Origin of the sequence: Sporofaciens sp. SGI.106, from assembly GCF_050314255.1 — a bacterium.
Taxonomy (GTDB): domain Bacteria; phylum Bacillota; class Clostridia; order Lachnospirales; family Lachnospiraceae; genus Claveliimonas.
This window is the reverse complement of sequence record NZ_JBNPMZ010000010.1, coordinates 13085-31627: the sequence shown is the minus strand read 5'-3', so window position 1 is coordinate 31627 and position 18543 is coordinate 13085. Positions and strand designations below refer to the sequence as shown.

The following is an 18543-nucleotide window of genomic DNA, read 5'->3' as shown; positions in this document are numbered from 1 at the left end:
TGATATGTGTAAAGCGTTAGAAGATATTAAAAATGAGGGAATTTCCCAAGGAGTGGAAATAGGAATCCATGCTTTGGTAAAAACATTAAAATCAATGGATGCCAGCGGAGATTTTATTGTGGACAGAATTGTAGAGGAATTTGGTCTGTCGGAGAACAATGCAAAGAAATATGTACAATAATACATTGATAAAACGAGGATGCACTAAATTATTCTGGAGATGATTAGTGATATAGTACCAGCTGGATCTTCCGGCTGGTATTTTCAGATGGAGGCGATTATTTTGGAAAAAGAACGAAGTTTACAGTATGCTCACACTTTGTCATGCCTGATTCAGGCAGAGACCGTTTCAGTGGAGGGCAGCAGAGATATTGAGAAATTTAAGAAATTTCAAGCTCTATTAAGGAAGGAGTTTCCAGCATTTTTTGGAGTGGTTTCCGTGGAGGAGTTTGACGGAAGCCTTTTGATTAGATGGAAGGGAAAGAGCAGCGCAGAAGCGAAGGAGCCGATTCTTCTGATGAGCCATCATGATGTGGTGGAGGCGCCGGGCGAGTGGAAGTATCCACCGTTTTCCGGGACGATTGCGGAAGGGAAGGTCTGGGGCAGAGGAACTTTGGATACCAAGGGAAGCCTGTGGGCTATGCTGCAGGCTGCAGAGGAGTTGGTGTCAGAGGGCTTTGTGCCGGACCGGGACATTTATTTTGAATCCGCATGTACAGAGGAGACGGATGGCTCCGGGGCAGACCGGATATCCCGGGTACTTCAGGAGAGAGGAATACATTTTTCCATGGTTCTGGATGAGGGCGGCATGATCCTGTATGATCCAATCGGCGGTGCGGATGGCACATTTGCTGTCATAGGTGTGGGAGAAAAATGTAGCGGAGATTTGAAGTTTGTTGCCCGTTCAACAGGTGGACATGCGTCGACGCCGGGAAAGAATACGCCATTAGTACGACTTGGAAAATTTATGGCAGCGGCAGAAGATGCGAAGCTTTTCGACAGTCAGCTGCCGCCTGTGGTGCAGGAAATGTTTGAGCGGATGGCACCTTATACGAAGGGAGCGATGCGGTTTCTGTTCTCTCATGCGGGAGCATTGAAGGGGCTTCTGTGCCGCATTCTCCCGATGGTGTCAGGAACGGCAGGTGCCATGCTGAAGACGACGATGGCATTTACCATGGCTCACGGTTCAGAGGGAAATAATGTGTTGCCCCAGGAAGCCTATGTGGTTGCCAATATGCGGTTTTCCCATCATCAGGGAGTAGAGAACAGCATTGACGCTGTGAGAAAACTGGCGGCAAAGTTCGATATTGAGACACAGGTTCTGGATCCGGGATTTGAGTCACCGGTGACAGATTGTCACGGAGAACCCTTTAAGCTGGTAGAGCGTGCGGTAAAGGCAGCATGTCCGGGCGTGATTCCGGTGCCCTATATTATGATGGCGGCAAGTGACAGCCGGTTCTTCAGCCGGGTCTGCGACCATTGTATCCGGTTTGCTCCATTTCTTATCAGCAGCGAGCAGATGGACAGTATTCACGGAATCAATGAGAATGTGGACATCAGTACCCTGGAGCAAGCCGTGGATTTTTATAAATACATCATGCGTGAGGTCTAGAAGATGGAGAAAAAGAATGAGATGAAAAAAGAAAAAAAGGGACTGAACATCAGCACCAAATCATTTATCACGGCAATTGTAGTGATTTTTGTATTGATGGTGCTGACCTATATACTGACATTTTTTATACCGGGAGGTGAATATGCCCGTGTAACGGATGCATCGGGAAATACGGTGATTGACACGGAGGCGGGATTTTCTTACATAGAAGGAGGCATTCCTTTTTGGAAATGGATCCTGTCTCCCATCCTTGTATTGGGAGCAGAGGGCAGCGGTTCGCTGATTGCGGTGATTGTATTTCTTCTGGTCATTGGCGGAGTGTTTAACAGTCTGGAAAAATGCAATCTGATGAAATATATGCTGGACAGGATTACCAGTCGTTTCGGAGAAAAACGCTATCAGCTTCTGGGAGTGATCACGTTGTTCTTTATGGCACTCGGTTCCTTTATCGGTTCCTTTGAAGAGTGTATTCCGCTGGTTCCTATTGTCGTTGCCCTGGCTGTCAGCCTGGGCTGGGATGCCCTGACCGGTGTGGGAATGAGCCTTCTGGCCGTTGGATGTGGATTCGCAGCCGGTGTCTGTAATCCATTTACGGTAGGCGTTGCCCAGGAGCTGGCGGGGCTTCCCATGTTCTCCGGCATCTGGTTCCGGGCTTTGTGCTTTGTACTAATCTATGTGCTCCTGATGATTTTTCTCAGATTCCATGCGAGGAAAGTGGAGCGCCCGTTAAACGAGGTTTCTGCCGGGAAGGAATTTGTCAGAGACAGGGCAATGGACCGGGGACTTACCTGTTTTGTGATCATTCTCTGTGCGGGTATCCTGTTGATTTTAAGCTCGATCGTGATTACGGCTCTGCAGGATTATACTATGATTATTGTTGCGGTCATGTTCCTGGTGGCAGGAATTGCTTCCGTACTCCTGTGTGGGAAGAGCTTTAGATGGCTGGCAATCAGCTTCTGGAATGGGCTGGTGAGTGTGCTTCCGGCGGTACTGATGATCCTGATGGCAAATTCCATCAAATATACACTGGTGGAGGCAGATATTCTGGACACTATTCTGCATGGAGCGGTTGTGATGGCAGGCACACTGCCGGGCTGGGTAGTGATTCTATTTATTTATCTGGTAGTGCTGGTGATGAATTTCTTCATCCCTTCCGGGTCGGCCAAGGCATTTTTGCTGATGCCGCTGATCGTTCCCGTTGCACAGGTGTTTGGGATTTCCGCGCAGCTCTGCGTGGTTGCCTATGCTTTTGGAGATGGATTTTCCAATGTATTTTACCCTACTAATCCGGTGCTTCTGATCGGACTTGGGCTTGCAGATGTGAACTATGGAACATGGGTGAAATGGAGCTGGAAATTCCAGGCGGCGAATCTGGTGCTTACGAGCCTTTTATTGTTATTTGGCATGATGATTGCAATATAGACTGTGGAAAATGGATTATATTCATATTGCCACGTAGTGGAAAAACAGCTAAAACAGCTGCACTACGTGGCAATATTATTTTTTTTACTTTTCCCACGTAGAAAAATGAGCATGCTACGTGGCAATTTGAAATTTTTTTTGCTTCCCGCGTAAAATTAAGTGAGTCTTACGTGTCAGCATCAAAAAAAATCGAAATCCCCACGTAGTGGATCGCAAAAACTACGTGGCAAACATCCAAAATTGCTATTTTCCACGTAACATCACGAAAAAACTACGTGTCAAATCATAAAAATTGCTTTTGCCCGCGTAAATCCCCGGAATCACATGATAAATTCTATAGAATAGTCCCCGGATCGCCCCGAAAACAATCCAAGAACCATCCGAAACAATCCGAAACAATCCGAAAACAATCCTACAGAAGCTCCCGAACCCTCTCCAGAAAAGTCTCTTCATCCAGGATGCCCTGCATGATGCTCTCCACCTCGCCATCTTTAAACATGACGAAGGTGGGGACGATGTTCGCACCGAATTCGGCCGCCAGCACAGCGGATTCGTCGACTTCTACCTCGCAGAATTTAATGCGGTCATAATACCTCTTTTCTGCATTTTCTACAATGGGTTTCATCATGGCACATTTGCCGCACCAGATGGCGTAGAACATAACGACCACAGGTCCGCGACAATGTCTTGCCTCTATTCCAAAATTTTTCGCAGTTAAATGAATCATATATTACATCCTCTCGATGACAGGTTTGTCGTCTTTTTCACCCACTTATGAGCAAGCCCATGTGGGCTTAGCCCTTTTGACTCTGGTATCATCTTATATTAATGTATGCGTCCTGCCGCCAGCTTGTGAATGGGGTTCCCCTGAGCGGAGAATTTGGCTTCATATTCTGTCATGACATTTCCCTGATTTAGAATCTCGTCATGGTGAAGATCCCAGGTATGATAGAGAAGTTTCCATCCTGCTTCCTCTACCTGTTCCAGGGAAAATGCGAACAGGTCATGGTTGTCGGTTTTGAACTCTACCCTTCCTTCCGGAGCAAGAATCTTGTCATAACGGGCGAAGAATTCTTTTGAAGTAAGTCTTCGTCTTGCGTGACGTTTCTTCGGCCATGGGTCAGAAAAGTTCAGGTAGATGCCGGACACCTCCCCGGGGGCAAAGACTTTTTCAATCTCAGTGGCATCCATGCAGATGAAGCGGATATTAGGCAGAGGTGTTTCCAGCATGTCATATTTCTCGGTCGCGCGAAGCAGTACGCTGGAGTACCGCTCAATACCAATATAATTGATATCCGGGTTTCGTCTTGCAAGTTCCAGCAGGAATTGTCCCTTTCCCATTCCGATTTCTATATATAAGGGGTTCTGATTTTCAAATACGTCTGCCCAGTGTCCGCGGCAGTTCTCTTTATCTTTAATTACTGTGCTGTGTGTCTCTAACACACCTTCCGCACGGGGAATATTTCGCAGTCTCATACTGTGTCTGTCTCCTTCCGGTTACCGTTCCGGGACGGTTATGCTATGGATATCTTATCTATTTGCCGGGGAAATGTCAAATCCACATTCGAATATTCCTGTATGTGATACACTTTTGGGGCGCTTCATATGGTAAAATATCAGAGTAGTATTTGAAAGTGAGGAGAAAACGGATGAAAAAAAAGCGGAATGGGAAAGACGGTTTGCGTGTTTTGTCGGCAATGTTAAGTGCCATACTGATCTTACAAAATTTTTATACAATTCCTGTACGTGCCGAAGAACAGGAGACTGACCTGACTGAGTCTCAGAATGTAGCAGATTCAGAGGAGGGTTTGGTTTATGATGAGGCGGCAGCATCGGCCGATATGGGAGATGCTTCCTATGTCGGGTCCATTCCGAATACCAATCTGGGTGTTTACAGACTTGATGTGGACGAATCAGCTCAGGCTGCTGATGGCGGTGAAAGCGGTGATAATCAGGAAATACCGGAAGCTCAGGAAATACAGGAAGCTGTGCAGGCAATATATGATGCGGAATTTATGACAATGGATGAAGCATTTGTATTTCTAGAAGAAGCGGATGCGCGTGCATGTGGAACAGATAATGACGCATTTGATGAAAATGCGCTGTCAAAGGTTCAGATTTTTGATTCCTATAGTAATGACAGTTCTGCACGGGTACTGGTGGTGGATGATGATGCAGTGGTGGTACTGGTCGAGAATGAAGATGGACAGGGTATACCGGGTGCGGTCGTTACGATTAATTATGTAAATGAGAGCGGAAACAGAGAAAGCCGGAGTGTCATTACAGATGGTGAGGCGGGGACCGAAGGCGTGGCTGTTTTTTCTGATATGCAGGGATCGCGGTATGGAGCGGTAGATGTTCAGCATGAAAATTATGAGAGCCAGACCGTGATGGATGTGAATTTATCCGGAGGGGAGAATATTATTCGCTGCCTTAAAGAAAAGGAAGAGAATCAGTGTTATGTCCGTTGTGCAGATATGGGTGGAGCAGATTTATTGTATGGCGATCCCTCTATTGCTTTGATGAAAAGTGGTACGGAAGCGCTGAATCTGTCATTTCTGATTTCTTCTACGGGGGATGCAAAACTTCCGGAACAGCTGGAGCTTCGCGCAAAAAATGGCGAGGATGACCGTTTGGTATCCGCTTTGTCAAAAACATCCAGTATTTATTCCGGTGCAGATACGGCGGCATATGCATTATCGGCGGATTGGATTCAGGCGGAAGGCCTTTTAAAGAACGGTGACAAGTTGTATGTGAAGATGGGTAGTGATACGGAAGAAACAGAAGCTTATGAAGATGGCTGGGAATGGAAAAGTGAGAAAGAGCTGAATGTAAAGGTTGAAGATGCCAAGGTGACTACGCCTACCTGGACAAATACTTCATTTGGCTTTTTTAACGGACTGGCTTCCTTTACACTTCCAGATTATATACCGGGGGCAGGAGGCGGAAAAGTCGGTGTCGACCTGTTTAAAACGAATGTTTCTGCAGCTGTATTGCCGGATGGTTCTTTCTTTGTATCTTACGGGGAGAATCTGATTGATCCTAAAGAGATGAAGGAAATCATGCAGCAGAGCTGGATACCGAGACAGTCCGAACGTGTCAAAGGTGTTTTTGATAAAATAGGGAGCAATATAAACAGCAAGATCGATGCATTTCAGCAGGGCAAAAGTATTTTCAGCGGACAGGGGTTTTCTGTTGCTCCGGATGTATCCTACAGTTTTACAGTTCAGCTTATCGGCGGATGCGTCGGACGATATGATTTTGATACAGGGCTTCTGAAGGGAGATTTTACTGTAGCTTTATCCGTTAAAGGGGCATTTGGACTGACAATTTATGTTATTACTCCGGTTGGACCTTTTTATGGGGGAATGCAGGCATCGCTTGGCGGAACGGCAGCAGGCAGTATTGGTATGTCAGTGAATCCAGCCGGAAAGGATACGGATATTTTTGATAATATCAGCATTACCTCTCCTGTCTCACGGGCCGGGCTGACTTTTGATCTGATCGGAACAATCGGCGGATATGTGGGTGCCGGAATTCATGATCTGGCCTGTGCCCAGATCGATGGCAGCGTGTACATGGATGCCTCGGTTCGTTATAAAAAAAATACCGGGACAGACATTCCTCTTGAAGAAAAGAAGATTCCACGTGTATACATAACGGGCGGATATGAAGTGGATATATCTGCGACTCTGCTCTTTTTTAAGTATCATAAAAAAATTGAATCTTTAAGTGACCGGGGAGTTTTCTATGACAGTTGGGATGAAAATGATTCAGTCAATGGATATGCAGATGATGAATTACAGGAAACGGCAGTACCAATGTCTGTGGATATGGATCATGCGCAAAGTGAACTGACCAGTGTAGGCGGTTCTTCTTATACGATCAATTCCGGAATGTCCGCAAACGATGTGAATGGGCAGGATATTACGCTGATTGACAGCCTGACATTGGCAGACAATAAGGCATGTTTCGTGAGAACGGGCAACCAGACGGCTTTGTTCCGTATCATGGCCATTGACGGTATTCCGCGTCTTGTATATCAGATTCAGGATCAGGCATCGGGAGAGCTGGAAAATACAGTGCATCTGGTAGAAACACCGACTGAGGGAAAAGCTGTTTACTCATATGATGTGAGGGCAAATCAGACAGATTACGGCAACAGTCAATATGAAGATAATGTGTATTTATGCGTAATCGGGGGAGAATTTACAGAAGATGACACGCCGGAACAGCGTGCCATGAAGACAAATGTCAGTGCGATGACAATAAATCTGAGCTCGGGCGAGGTACGGCAGAGTGTGGCTGTCCGCGACGGGGATGGCATGCAGCATCTGGGTGCTCAGGCAGCCGGATCCGGGGATACGTGTGCAGTAGCCTGGCGGGAATCCGCTTCTTATCTGTCTTCGGATCGGAAGCCGGCAAATGCCTACATTTACTCTCCATGGATAAAAGATGATATAAAAATAAAAAGCCACGGAAAGATGCGTCAGCTCTTGACAACCGGAGTTCTGAAGGAGGGTGAGAGTGCCTTTTTTAAAGGATGGAAGAATGGAACATATGTCCGTTATTATGGAATTGACGGCTATGGAGAGTATGTGAAAGACGATGTTATGATGATCGAAAATCCTAACGGAGAATATACGGACATACCTCCTGTCAGCAATTTTGTATATGCAAATGGCAAGTGCTACGGAATTGTGGGCGGCATTCTCTGCTATCTGGAACGAGAAACCAACGAATCGGATAGCTGGCTGGAATGGAAACGCATATCTAATGACAGGGAAGGAAATCCGGTAACCTGGCCGGATGATGATAATGCAAGTTACAGATTTGTCTATGATAATTCTGAAGGTCTGTCTGTTGCATCGCTGGCAAAACACTATAAGGAAGATAATACATTGGATTACAGTTTGCTGACAGTTTACAAAGTCGGTTCCTATTCGGATGAAACAGTCATCTGCGGTGCACAGGAAATTGAATTGGAAGGCGTCAACGCAGGTAATTATACAATTGCAAGACAGGATGGAGGCGGATATCAGCTTGCTTTTTCGGATGGACATGAAGAGAAGCAGAGCAGAAATGAAGTGTCCGATACGGTACAGCTTTTTATGTGGAAACAGAACACAGAGCGAAAGTTGGAAGCGGTGGATTTCAGTCTGGACAGTTCTGTTATACGCCGTACTCAGAAATCGCTTGGAGCAACAGTTTTTATAAAAAATACAGGCTGCCAATATGAGGATATTGTGAATTTTAAAATTACAGACAAAGACGGAACAGTACTCAAGCTTCTGGATTCGGAGGGAAATCCGCAGCGCCAGGAGGATGACGGAAGTTACAGCTACTGGGCGGACTTATATCCGGGTGAAACCGAGAGTTTCCGGGTGACGATTCAGACAAATCCATCCTGGGAATCAGGTGCACAGGAACTGAATGTCTGTGTGACTTATCCGGTTACAAGTACATCGATTGATTTTACGGTATCTTATGACATGCCGAGTATATATATGAACGGATATCAGACCACGCTAAACGGGAAGAATACGGCATTTTTGAATTTGAAAAATCATTCTATGGTTCCGGCAGAAAATCTTTCTCTTGTACTCAGAGGAAATTTTCAAAAAAATAATAGTTCGACCAATGATGATGTGCTGAAGGAAATACCTCTGAATATTGGAATCCTTTCGGATACAAGAGAAAATGTTTCAGATCTTGGACAAACTTATTGTCTTCGTCTGAATCTTGAAGATATATGGAATCAGTATAAAGACAGTAATCGTCTGCTTTACGGAGTTACAGTCAGACTTTTGACTGCAGGAGACGATAAAAACAGCGTGACGGAAGAGCTGTATTTTGATAATCCATATCTTCCGGCACTTTATATGATTCATGCCGCGGCAAATGACCCTACTTTCGGTACAATAGATGGGGGCGGTGCCTATCAGTCCGGTGAGACGGCAACTCTGACTGCATTTCCGGAAAATGGATATCGTTTTGTCTGCTGGCAGGATGAAAGTGGCGAAGAGGTTTCAAAGGATGAATCCTATTCTATAGATGTGGAAGACCGGTCCAGAGAGCTTATGGCAGTATTCGAGCCGGATGGCTCTGTACACAGTCTTGTCGTCAATGCAGGTCCTAATCCTCTGGCTGAGACAGAAGAACCGGGTGGAGCTGTGCATGTGGATGGCTGTGATCGTACTGTATTTGACGGAAAAAATACGGTTTATCGGGTCAATGATCAGGATACAGTCACTTTGACTGCCATAGTAACAGGCGAAGGCCTCTGTTTTGGAGGATGGATCGATGATTCGGGCGAACTGGTCAGCGAAGAACGGATCACGAATATTGCTGTGACAGAGGATATGGAACTGACTGCAGTCTTTGAAAAAATGCCGGATCCGGATTTTGATGAACCGGTGGAACCGGTTGTTCCCGATGATCCGGGAAAGGATGATCCCGGTAAAGATAACCCGGGCGGCGGGAATTCAACCGGAGAAAAGGCAGGAAAGGTGAAGACAGGCGATTCTGCGGATATGGCAGTTTCTGTGATTTTGATCCTGTTATCAGTAGTTGTAATCCTGGAAATACGCAGAAGAAAGATAGAAATACGTTAACAGAAAAATTTCTGCATAAATGCGGAGTTTAGAGAGTCGGAATTATAATCCGACTCTCTTTTGCTAAATAATTGTCAATTTTTTTCATCAAATACTGGAAAAATAAAAAAATAAGAGTATTATAGATAAAATAGAGTTATTAAATTTTTCTAAACTGGCAGTAAAGGAGGCAGAGCATGAATTCAATCATCGATAGACTGTCGGATATTGAAACAACGGCAGAAGCAATCGTGGCACATGCCGAAGCACAGAAGCCGGCGATTGAGCGGGAGATTCAGGATAAACGGGATAAGTTTGATGAAGAGATGGAGCAGGAGACTCAGGAGAAGATTCAGGCTATCCGGTCCAAATTAAAAGAAGAGATGGACCGTGTACTGGATGAGCAGCGTATCAGGAACCGGGCAACCATTGACAATCTTTTAAAAGATTTTGAAGCAAATCATACAGCATATGCGAAGAAAATATTATCGCACATAACAGAGGTGTAAGTATGGGAAATATAATGGCTTACAGCGGAATCGTGACCAAGGTCTGTGCCATGCAGTCCAAACTCCTCACAGAAGAAGATTTTGAGAACATTGCTTCCATGAAAAGTGTATTGGAGATCATTGCGTTTTTGAAGGAGAGAACGGCTTATGCGGCTCTTCTTGAGCAGATGGATGAATCACTTTACCACCGCGGAAATATCGAGAAGATTATGTATCAGTCACTTTATAATGACTATACCCGGTTATTCCAATTTGGCGGTATGGAACAGAAGAAGTTCCTGAAGCTTTATATGAAGAGATATGAGGTGGATCTGATCAATTATTGTCTGCGTATTGTATTTAATCATTACGATCTGCCCTTTGATTTGAATTATAAGAAGGAGTTTTTTGATAAGTACTCACAGTTGTCCATAGACCGGCTCATCACTTCACGGAATGTAGATGAACTGGTGGAAAATCTGAAAGGCACAGAGTATTATGATCCCCTTCGCAGATTGAAAGATTCGGGAGCGGCTACATTATTTGATTATGATCTGGCACTGGATCTGTATTATTTTACAACATTGTGGAAGTCCAGAAGGCGTCTGCTGAAGAAGAAGGAGCTGGAGATATTTACCAGAGACTGCGGCTCCAAGATTGATCTTCTGAATCTTCAGTGGATATACCGTGCCAAGAAGTATTATAACATGCTTCCTCCGGATATTTATACGCTGACGATTCCGATTCATTACCGGATTCATCTGGATGAATTCAAGATGCTGGTAGAGGCACCATCTGTGGAAGAATTCACGAATCTGATGATCCGTACGGCGTACGGAAGGAAATACGATTTTGAACAGAACAAAACACTGGAGCAGATGTATAAGGAATGTCTGTACAGACTCTATATCAGTGACAGACGAAGTGATCCTTATTCTATTGCATCGATTACGACCTATCTGTTCTTAAAAGAAGAAGAAATATATAAACTAACTACAGCCCTTGAATGTGTCCGCTATGGTCTGACTTCAAGAGAGACGTTAGCATACTTAGGAGGTGTGACTAATTGATTATAAAAATGAAATTTCTAAGCATCACCGGACCGAGGGAAGATATTGACCGCGTCAGTGATGTATATCTCTCCAAATATGAGATGCAGCTGGAGCATGCGATTACAGAGCTGAAAACGACGGATAATCTGATGCCCTTCGTAGAACTGAATCCATATAAGGAATCTCTGGCAAAGGCGGAACAATTTGCGGCCATGCTTCCGGAAGGCATATCCAAAGCGGATACATCACTTTCCAAAGAGGAGATGCTGGATCTGATCCGGGATGTGAATCATGATTATCTGGAAATTCAGGATAAAATTGATTCTCTGGAAAAGGAGAAAACAAAGCTCCATGAGAAACTGAATGTGTTAAAACCATTCCAGCCGCTGGATTTTGATCTGCAAAAAGTAATGGCATATCGTTACATGCAGATCCGGTTCGGAAGAATTGACGTAGATTATTTCCATAAATTAGAGAAGTACCTGTTCGAGGACCTGAATGCAATTTTCCTGGAAGGTTCCCGGGATGCGGGGTACGTGTATGGATGCTATTTTGTGGCGAAATCCGAGGCCAGCAAAGTGGATTCGGTATTTAATTCCCTGCATTTTGAGCGGATATCTCTGGCGGATGAGTATACAGGCACACCGGCGGTGGCATACCAGAATCTGTCTAAGGAACTGGACAAAAAGGATAAAGAGATTCAGAAGCTCAAGCAGGATACCGAAAACATGCTGAAGGAAAAAGCTTCGAAGATTCTCGGGGCGAGAAATCGTCTGGAAGAGCTGTCCGGCAACTTCGATGTCCGCAAGATGGCGGCAAGAGTTGAGGCGGAGGAAGAAGATTATTACATTCTCTGCGGATGGATGGGCGAAGATGATGTAAAAGCCTTTATCGAGGAATCTAAGGATGACGATAAGGTATTTATAGTGGTAGAGGAAGACCGGGAGAAATTCTTTGGTGAACCGCCTACCAAGCTTAAGAATCCGAAGCTGTTCAAGCCGTTTGAAATGTTCATACAGATGTATGGACTGCCGAGTGCCAATGAGATGGATCCGACAATCTTTGTGGCTCTGACCTATACCTTTATTTTCGGAGCAATGTTCGGTGACGTGGGACAGGGACTTTGCCTGTTCATCGGAGGAGGAATCCTGTACCTGACGAAGAAGATGAATCTGGCGGGAATCATTTCCGTTGCAGGATTATTCTCCACCTTCTTTGGATTTATGTTCGGAAGTGTATTTGGATTTGAAAATATTATAGAGGCTCACTGGCTGAGGCCTGTGGAGGCTATGACGAAGCTTCCTTTCGTGGGACAGCTTAACACGGTGTTTGTAATTGCCATTGCATTTGGTATGGCGTTGAATCTTCTGGTAATGATTTTCCAGATCATCAATGCTATCCGGGCCCATGATACGGAAAATCTCTGGTTTTCCAATAATGGTGTGGCGGGAATTATTTTCTATGGATTCCTGGTACTCACAGTGGTACTGTTTATGACCGGCCATAAAACACCGAGCAATATATTAATGGTGATATTCCTGGGCGGACCGATTCTGGCATTTCTGTTCAAGGAACCGCTCACGGCGCTGATAGAAAAGAAGAAAAAGAAGATGGAAACGGGTGCAGTCATGTTCCTGGTACAGGGATTCTTCGAACTGTTCGAGACCATGCTGAGTTATTTTTCCAATACTCTTTCCTATGTGCGTATCGGCGCATTTGCCGTCAGCCATGCGGCCATCATGGAGGTTGTGCTGATGCTTTCGGGAGCAACGGACGGAGGTTCCATCAACTGGTTCGGAGTTGTTCTGGGCAACCTGATCGTCTGCGGTCTGGAAGGACTGATCGTGGGAATTCAGGTACTGCGTCTGGAATATTATGAGATGTTCAGCCGTTTCTACAAGGGCAGCGGACGTGAATTTAAACCATTTACCAATCACAGTAAAGAACATACAAAATAATCCATTTTAAGGAGGTCTATTATTATGACAATGACAATCAAATTACTTCTTATTGCAGCTATCGTACTTGGTATCATTCTTCCGTTCGGATACTATCTGATCGGTGAGAAGAATAAAAATCGTTATAAAAAAGCACTTGGTGCAAATGTGCTTCTGTATTTCGGTTGCTTTGTAATTGCATCCATCATGATGTATGGCGGTCATGCCGAGGCAGCTGAGGCAGCAGGAGCAGCAGCTGCAAGTGCAACCGGTCTTGGATATATTGCGGCAGCACTCTCTACCGGTCTTTCCTGTGTGGGTGGCGGTATCGCCGTAGCAAGTGCGGCTTCCGCAGCTCTTGGAGCAATCAGCGAGGACTCCAGTGCACTTGGTAAGTCCCTGATTTTCGTAGGTCTTGCAGAAGGTGTCTGCCTGTATGGTCTGATCATCTCCTTCATGATCATCGGTAGATTGTAAGATGAAGATGTACTTAATCAGTGATAATGTGGATACCCTGACAGGGATGCGGCTCGCCGGTGTTGACGGCGTGGTCGTTCATGAGCGCAGTGAGCTTCGGGAGGCATTGGAGAAGGCTATGAGCGATTCTACCATAGGCATCGTGCTCCTGACGGAAAAGTTCGGCAGAGAATTTCCGGATCTGATCGATGAGATCAAGCTGGAGCGGAAGATGCCTCTTCTGATTGAGATCCCTGACAGGCATGGAACCGGACGCAAGAAGGACTTTATCACTTCCTATGTAAATGAAGCCATCGGACTGAAGCTATAGCTTGAGCCGAAGAAAAGAAGGTGATCGATTTGACAATAGAAGAGAAGATTGGACATTTGCAGGCGGCTGCAATGGAGGAGGCAAGGCTCGAGGGCAATGCAATTATGAAGCAGCATCGGGATGCGCTGGAGAAGTTATTTGAAGAACACCGTGAGGAGACACTGCGCCAGTCGAAGAGCAGAATCCAGGCAGAGTCTGTGAATGCGAAGAAACAGCTCAATATGGCGGCGTCCAAAGCCCAGCTGGAATTGAAGCGGGAACTCAGCAAGACTCAGCATGAGCTGAGGAGAAGGCTGTTCCAGGAGGTTGAGCAGCTGCTGAAGGAATATATGATTACAGAGGATTACAAACGTCTCTTGATTGCTTATATCGAAAAGGCAGCCAGATTCGCAGCCGGAGAAGAGCTGACTATTTATATCAATCCGTCTGATGAAGATAAGAAGGCGTATCTGGAGGAGCATACCGGGCTTACACTTACTGTCAGCAAAGAAGATTTTGCCGGAGGGATCCGCGCAGTGGTTCACGGCCGGAATATTCTGATTGATTATTCCTTTAAGGGTGCTCTGGAGACAGCATACAGGGATTTCTTATTTGAAGGAGGTGCGGGAATTGAATAGAACAGGAACAATATACGGCATCAATGGTCCCGTAATCTATCTGAAAGGAAACACTGGATTTAAAATGTCAGAGATGGTGTACGTCGGCGAGGAAAAACTGGTCGGCGAAGTGATTTCTCTGGATAAGGATCTGACGACTATTCAGGTGTATGAGGAGACATCCGGGCTGCGTCCGGGAGAGAAGGTAGAAGCAAGTGGTTCTGCCGTGTCTGTAACTCTTGCACCGGGAATTTTGAATAATATTTTTGATGGTATTGAGCGCCCGCTGGAGCGTATTGCGGATAAGGGAGGCGCTTTCATTACAAAAGGTGTCAGCGTGGATTCCCTGGATCGGGAGAAGAAATGGCAGACCCACATTACTGTGAAGGTGGGAGATGTTCTGCATGGCGGTGACATTATCGCAGAGGTACCGGAGACTCCGGCTATCACACATAAATGTATGGTTCCGCCGGATCTGCAGGGTGTGGTCATCAATGCGGCTCCGGACGGAGAGTATACGATTGACGATACACTGATTACCATTCAGCTTCCGGATGATACTACCCGAGAGCTTACGATGACACAGCGCTGGCCTATCCGGATTGCAAGACCGGTCCATCATCGTTTCCCGGCCAGTGTTCCGCTGATCACCGGTCAGCGTATTCTGGATACCATGTTCCCCATTGCCAAGGGCGGTACAGCAGCGATCCCGGGAGGATTCGGAACCGGAAAGACAATGACCCAGCATCAGATTGCAAAATGGTCAGATGCGGATATTATTATTTATATCGGATGCGGAGAGCGTGGAAATGAGATGACCCAGGTTCTGGAGGAATTCTCTGAGCTTGTGGACCCGCGTTCCGGCAATCCGTTGATGGACAGAACGACACTGATCGCCAACACATCCAACATGCCGGTGGCAGCCCGTGAGGCATCCATTTACACCGGACTTACGCTGGCAGAGTACTACCGGGATATGGGATACGATGTGGCAATCATGGCGGATTCGACCTCCCGTTGGGCAGAGGCGCTCCGTGAGCTGTCCGGACGACTGGAAGAAATGCCTGCCGAGGAAGGTTTCCCGGCATATCTGGCATCCAGGCTGTCGGCGTTCTATGAACGTGCCGGCATGATGCATAATCTGAATGGAACCGATGGTTCGGTATCCATTATCGGTGCGGTATCCCCGCAGGGCGGCGACTTCTCCGAACCGGTTACGCAGAACACCAAGCGATTCGTGCGCTGCTTCTGGGGGCTGGATAAATCTCTGGCTTATTCCAGACATTTCCCGGCTATTCACTGGCTTACCAGTTACAGTGAGTATCTGAATGATCTGAGCGCATGGTATAATGACAATGTGTCTCCGAAGTTTGTGGATTACAGAAACCGAATGATGGCCCTTCTGAATCAGGAGAGCAGCCTGATGGAAATCGTAAAACTGATTGGAGGAGACGTGCTTCCGGACGATCAGAAGCTGGTTTTGGAGATTGCCCGCGTCATCCGTCTGGGCTTCCTGCAGCAGAATGCATTTCATAAGGATGACACTTGTGTATCCATGAAGAAACAGTTTAAAATGATGGATGTAATCCTGTATCTGTATAAAACCTGCCGGATGCTGGTAGCGATGGGAATGCCAATGTCCGTTCTGAAGGAAGAAAATATCTTTGAGAAGGTCATTGCCATCAAGTATGATGTGCCAAATGACAATCTGCAGATGCTGGATATGTATAAAAAATATATTGATGACTTTGCACAGAGAGTCATGGATAAGAATGCATAAAGGAGGGACCATATTATGGCAATAGAATATCTCGGACTAAGTAATATCAATGGCCCTCTTGTAGTCCTGGAGGGAGTACAGGACGCTTTCTATGACGAAATCGTAGAATTCGTGGTAGAGGGAAATACGAAGAAAATGGGACGTATCATCGAGCTTTATGAGGATAAAGCCATCATTCAGGTCTTCGAGGGCACGGAAAATATGTCTCTGAATAATACCCATACAAAGCTGAGCGGACATCCGATGGAAATCGCAGTGTCTCCGGAAATGCTGGGACGTACCTTTAACGGTATCGGGCAGCCGATTGATGACCTGGGACCGATTTCTTCCAACGACAGAAGAGATGTCAATGGTCTGCCTCTGAATCCGGTGCGCCGGGAGTACCCGCGAAACTATATTCGTACCGGAATCTCAGCTATCGACGGACTTACCACACTGATCCGTGGACAGAAGCTGCCCATTTTCTCCGGAAATGGTCTGCCTCATGATCAGCTGGCGGCTCAGATCGTAAAACAGGCATCCCTGGGTGACGATACAGATGAAGAATTCGCAGTAGTATTTGGAGCCATGGGTGTGAAACATGACGTTGCGGATTTCTTCCGGAAAACATTCGAGGAAAGCGGAGTTTCCGACCATGTGTGTATGTTCCTGAATCTGGCAAATGACCCGGTTGTGGAACGTCTCATTACACCGAAGGTGGCACTTACCGTTGCAGAGTATCTGGCATTTGAGCAGAATATGCACATTCTGGTTATCCTGACAGATATGACCTCATTTGCCGAGGCCATGCGTGAAGTATCCTCATCCAAGGGAGAAATTCCTTCCCGAAAAGGATATCCGGGCTACCTTTACAGTGAACTGGCCACCATCTATGAGCGCGCCGGCATCGTAACAGGCTCAAAAGGATCCGTAACGCAGCTACCGATCCTGACCATGCCAAATGACGACATCACACATCCGATCCCTGACCTGACCGGATACATTACAGAAGGTCAGGTGGTACTGGACCGTAACCTTCACGGTCAGGCAGTCTACCCGCCAATCAGCATACTGCCGTCTCTGTCACGACTGATGAAAGACGGAATCGGAGAAGGCTATACCCGTGAGGATCATCAGGATCTGGCAAACCAGTTATTCTCAGCCTACGCAAAAGTAGGAGAGGCAAGAAACCTGGCATCCGTTATCGGTGAAGACGAATTGTCACCGATCGATAAAAAATATCTGGAATTCGGAAAAGAATTTGAGGAACGCTACATCGGCCAGGGACGCACCGAGAACCGCTCCATGATAGAAACCCTGAACCTGGGCTGGGAGCTTCTGGGACTGCTTCCGAAAGAAGAACTGGACCGAATCGACACTAAGATTATTGAGAAATATTATCCACGTGAAGAATGCTCGGATGCACAAGCATAGACAATGGATGCTGGCATCCAATTGACTATGCTTGTATAGCCGAGTTCGACGTGACCGAGAAAGCGAAGCTTTCGAGGGGCGCGTCGAGTTCACGTGGATAGTAGGATGATGCTTGCATAGAAATAAATGGAGGGATGGAGAATGGATCCACGGGAATTCCCAACCAAAGGAAACTTAATACTTGCGAAAAACTCTCTTGCTCTCGCAAAGCAGGGCTACGATCTGATGGACAAAAAACGAAATATTCTGATTCGTGAACTGATGGATCTGATTGATGAGGCAAAAGGTATTCAGGAGCAGATAGATACCACATTTACCCGTGCATATGCCTGCCTCCAGCGTGCGAATATTGAACACGGAATCAGTAAAGTGGAGGAGCTTGCCTATACGGTTCCAATTGAGGACTCCATCCGTATACAGACACGGAGCATTATGGGAACAGAAATTCCTCACGTTAAGTATGATGCGGAACAGAACAAACTGACCTATGCACTGGGAACTACACACGAATCCATCGATATTGCCAGAGAGGCATTCAGGCAGGTTAAAGATCTGACGATTAAGTTGTCAATGATTGAAAATGCGGCCTATCGTCTGGCAGCAAATATCAAGAAGACTCAGAAGAGAGCAAACGCCCTTAAGAATATTACAATTCCTACTTATACAGCGTTAGTGTATAATATCACCAATGAGCTGGAGGAAAAAGAGAGAGAGGAATTTACAAGACTTAAGGTTATTAAGAGAATGAAAACAAAATAGCAGGGAAATAGAAAACCATGATTGTTATTGACAATTGTGGTTTTTTTACATAATATAAATAACAAGTTGACATATTGCTGATAAGATGATTAATTCTTTATTAA

15 protein-coding genes are annotated in these 18543 nt (G+C 45.9%); 13 read left to right on the top strand and 2 right to left on the bottom strand.

What is annotated here, in order from left to right; genetic code table 11:
* The first annotated feature begins 4 nt into the window (after positions 1-4).
* The 3 genes from ACQRCC_RS08905 to ACQRCC_RS08895 all read left to right on the top strand — a co-directional run bounded on the left by ACQRCC_RS08905 (position 5) and on the right by ACQRCC_RS08895 (position 3034).
* Positions 5-181 carry a hypothetical protein gene (locus ACQRCC_RS08905; protein WP_427850465.1) on the top strand — a complete coding sequence of 59 codons (177 nt, stop codon included), beginning with the start codon at positions 5-7 and terminating at the stop codon, positions 179-181.
* Positions 182-283: 102 nt separating this feature from the next.
* The gene (locus ACQRCC_RS08900) at positions 284-1612 is read left to right on the top strand and encodes a M20/M25/M40 family metallo-hydrolase (protein WP_427850464.1); all 1329 of its coding nucleotides are present in this window, start codon (positions 284-286) and stop codon (positions 1610-1612) included.
* Positions 1613-1615: 3 nt separating this feature from the next.
* The gene (locus tag ACQRCC_RS08895; RefSeq protein ID WP_427850463.1) at positions 1616-3034 is read left to right on the top strand and encodes a hypothetical protein; all 1419 of its coding nucleotides are present in this window, start codon (positions 1616-1618) and stop codon (positions 3032-3034) included.
* 412 nt (positions 3035-3446) lie between these two features.
* Here the strand turns inward: ACQRCC_RS08895 and ACQRCC_RS08890 are convergent, their stop codons facing one another.
* Positions 3447-3761 (bottom strand): thioredoxin family protein, encoded by a 315-nt coding sequence (locus ACQRCC_RS08890; RefSeq protein WP_427850462.1) that lies wholly within the window; start codon positions 3759-3761, stop codon positions 3447-3449.
* A gap of 98 nt (positions 3762-3859) precedes the next feature.
* Positions 3860-4510: a tRNA (guanosine(46)-N7)-methyltransferase TrmB gene (trmB, locus tag ACQRCC_RS08885; RefSeq protein ID WP_427850461.1), complete on the bottom strand. Its 651-nt coding sequence runs from the start codon at positions 4508-4510 to the stop codon at positions 3860-3862.
* Positions 4511-4683: 173 nt separating this feature from the next.
* Between trmB and ACQRCC_RS08880 the strand changes: the two genes are divergently transcribed.
* The 10 genes from ACQRCC_RS08880 (at position 4684) to ACQRCC_RS08835 (ending at position 18439) form a co-directional block, all read left to right on the top strand.
* Positions 4684-9648, top strand: coding sequence for an InlB B-repeat-containing protein (locus tag ACQRCC_RS08880; RefSeq protein WP_427850460.1), 4965 nt, complete (start codon positions 4684-4686; stop codon positions 9646-9648).
* Between the two features lie 176 nt (positions 9649-9824).
* Positions 9825-10136: a hypothetical protein gene (locus ACQRCC_RS08875; RefSeq protein ID WP_427850459.1), complete on the top strand. Its 312-nt coding sequence runs from the start codon at positions 9825-9827 to the stop codon at positions 10134-10136.
* 2 nt (positions 10137-10138) lie between these two features.
* On the top strand, positions 10139-11185 hold the full coding sequence (locus ACQRCC_RS08870; protein ID WP_427850458.1) for a V0D/AC39 family V-type ATPase subunit: 1047 nt from the start codon (positions 10139-10141) through the stop codon (positions 11183-11185).
* Positions 11182-13125 (top strand): V-type ATP synthase subunit I, encoded by a 1944-nt coding sequence (locus ACQRCC_RS08865; protein WP_427850457.1) that lies wholly within the window; start codon positions 11182-11184, stop codon positions 13123-13125. The genes ACQRCC_RS08870 and ACQRCC_RS08865 overlap by 4 nt, the downstream gene beginning before the upstream one ends.
* A 24-nt stretch (positions 13126-13149) precedes the next feature.
* A complete protein-coding gene (locus tag ACQRCC_RS08860; RefSeq protein WP_427850456.1) occupies positions 13150-13581 on the top strand; it encodes an ATP synthase subunit C in 432 nt (143 codons plus the stop codon).
* Position 13582: 1 nt separating this feature from the next.
* A complete protein-coding gene (locus ACQRCC_RS08855; protein ID WP_427850455.1) occupies positions 13583-13891 on the top strand; it encodes a V-type ATP synthase subunit F in 309 nt (102 codons plus the stop codon).
* A 29-nt stretch (positions 13892-13920) separates the two neighbouring features.
* Positions 13921-14508: a V-type ATP synthase subunit E gene (locus tag ACQRCC_RS08850; protein ID WP_427850454.1), complete on the top strand. Its 588-nt coding sequence runs from the start codon at positions 13921-13923 to the stop codon at positions 14506-14508.
* Positions 14501-16267, top strand: coding sequence for a V-type ATP synthase subunit A (locus ACQRCC_RS08845; RefSeq protein WP_427850453.1), 1767 nt, complete (start codon positions 14501-14503; stop codon positions 16265-16267). The genes ACQRCC_RS08850 and ACQRCC_RS08845 overlap by 8 nt, the downstream gene beginning before the upstream one ends.
* A gap of 15 nt (positions 16268-16282) precedes the next feature.
* Positions 16283-17680 (top strand): V-type ATP synthase subunit B, encoded by a 1398-nt coding sequence (locus tag ACQRCC_RS08840; RefSeq protein WP_427850452.1) that lies wholly within the window; start codon positions 16283-16285, stop codon positions 17678-17680.
* Between the two features lie 141 nt (positions 17681-17821).
* Positions 17822-18439, top strand: coding sequence for a V-type ATP synthase subunit D (locus ACQRCC_RS08835; RefSeq protein ID WP_427850451.1), 618 nt, complete (start codon positions 17822-17824; stop codon positions 18437-18439).
* Positions 18440-18543 lie beyond the last annotated feature (104 nt).

Bases quoted from the DNA above. Each gene is read 5' to 3' on its own strand.
- ACQRCC_RS08905 (WP_427850465.1), top strand. From the start codon at position 5: ATGTGTAAAGCGTTAGAAGATATTAAAAATGAGGGAATTTCCCAAGGA.
- ACQRCC_RS08895 (WP_427850463.1), top strand. From the start codon at position 1,616: ATGGAGAAAAAGAATGAGATGAAAAAAGAAAAAAAGGGACTGAACATC.
- ACQRCC_RS08890 (WP_427850462.1), bottom strand. From the start codon at position 3,761: ATGATTCATTTAACTGCGAAAAATTTTGGAATAGAGGCAAGACATTGT.
- trmB (WP_427850461.1), bottom strand. From the start codon at position 4,510: ATGAGACTGCGAAATATTCCCCGTGCGGAAGGTGTGTTAGAGACACAC.
- ACQRCC_RS08880 (WP_427850460.1), top strand. From the start codon at position 4,684: ATGAAAAAAAAGCGGAATGGGAAAGACGGTTTGCGTGTTTTGTCGGCA.
- ACQRCC_RS08875 (WP_427850459.1), top strand. From the start codon at position 9,825: ATGAATTCAATCATCGATAGACTGTCGGATATTGAAACAACGGCAGAA.
- ACQRCC_RS08870 (WP_427850458.1), top strand. From the start codon at position 10,139: ATGGGAAATATAATGGCTTACAGCGGAATCGTGACCAAGGTCTGTGCC.
- ACQRCC_RS08860 (WP_427850456.1), top strand. From the start codon at position 13,150: ATGACAATGACAATCAAATTACTTCTTATTGCAGCTATCGTACTTGGT.
- ACQRCC_RS08855 (WP_427850455.1), top strand. From the start codon at position 13,583: ATGAAGATGTACTTAATCAGTGATAATGTGGATACCCTGACAGGGATG.
- ACQRCC_RS08840 (WP_427850452.1), top strand. From the start codon at position 16,283: ATGGCAATAGAATATCTCGGACTAAGTAATATCAATGGCCCTCTTGTA.
- ACQRCC_RS08835 (WP_427850451.1), top strand. From the start codon at position 17,822: ATGGATCCACGGGAATTCCCAACCAAAGGAAACTTAATACTTGCGAAA.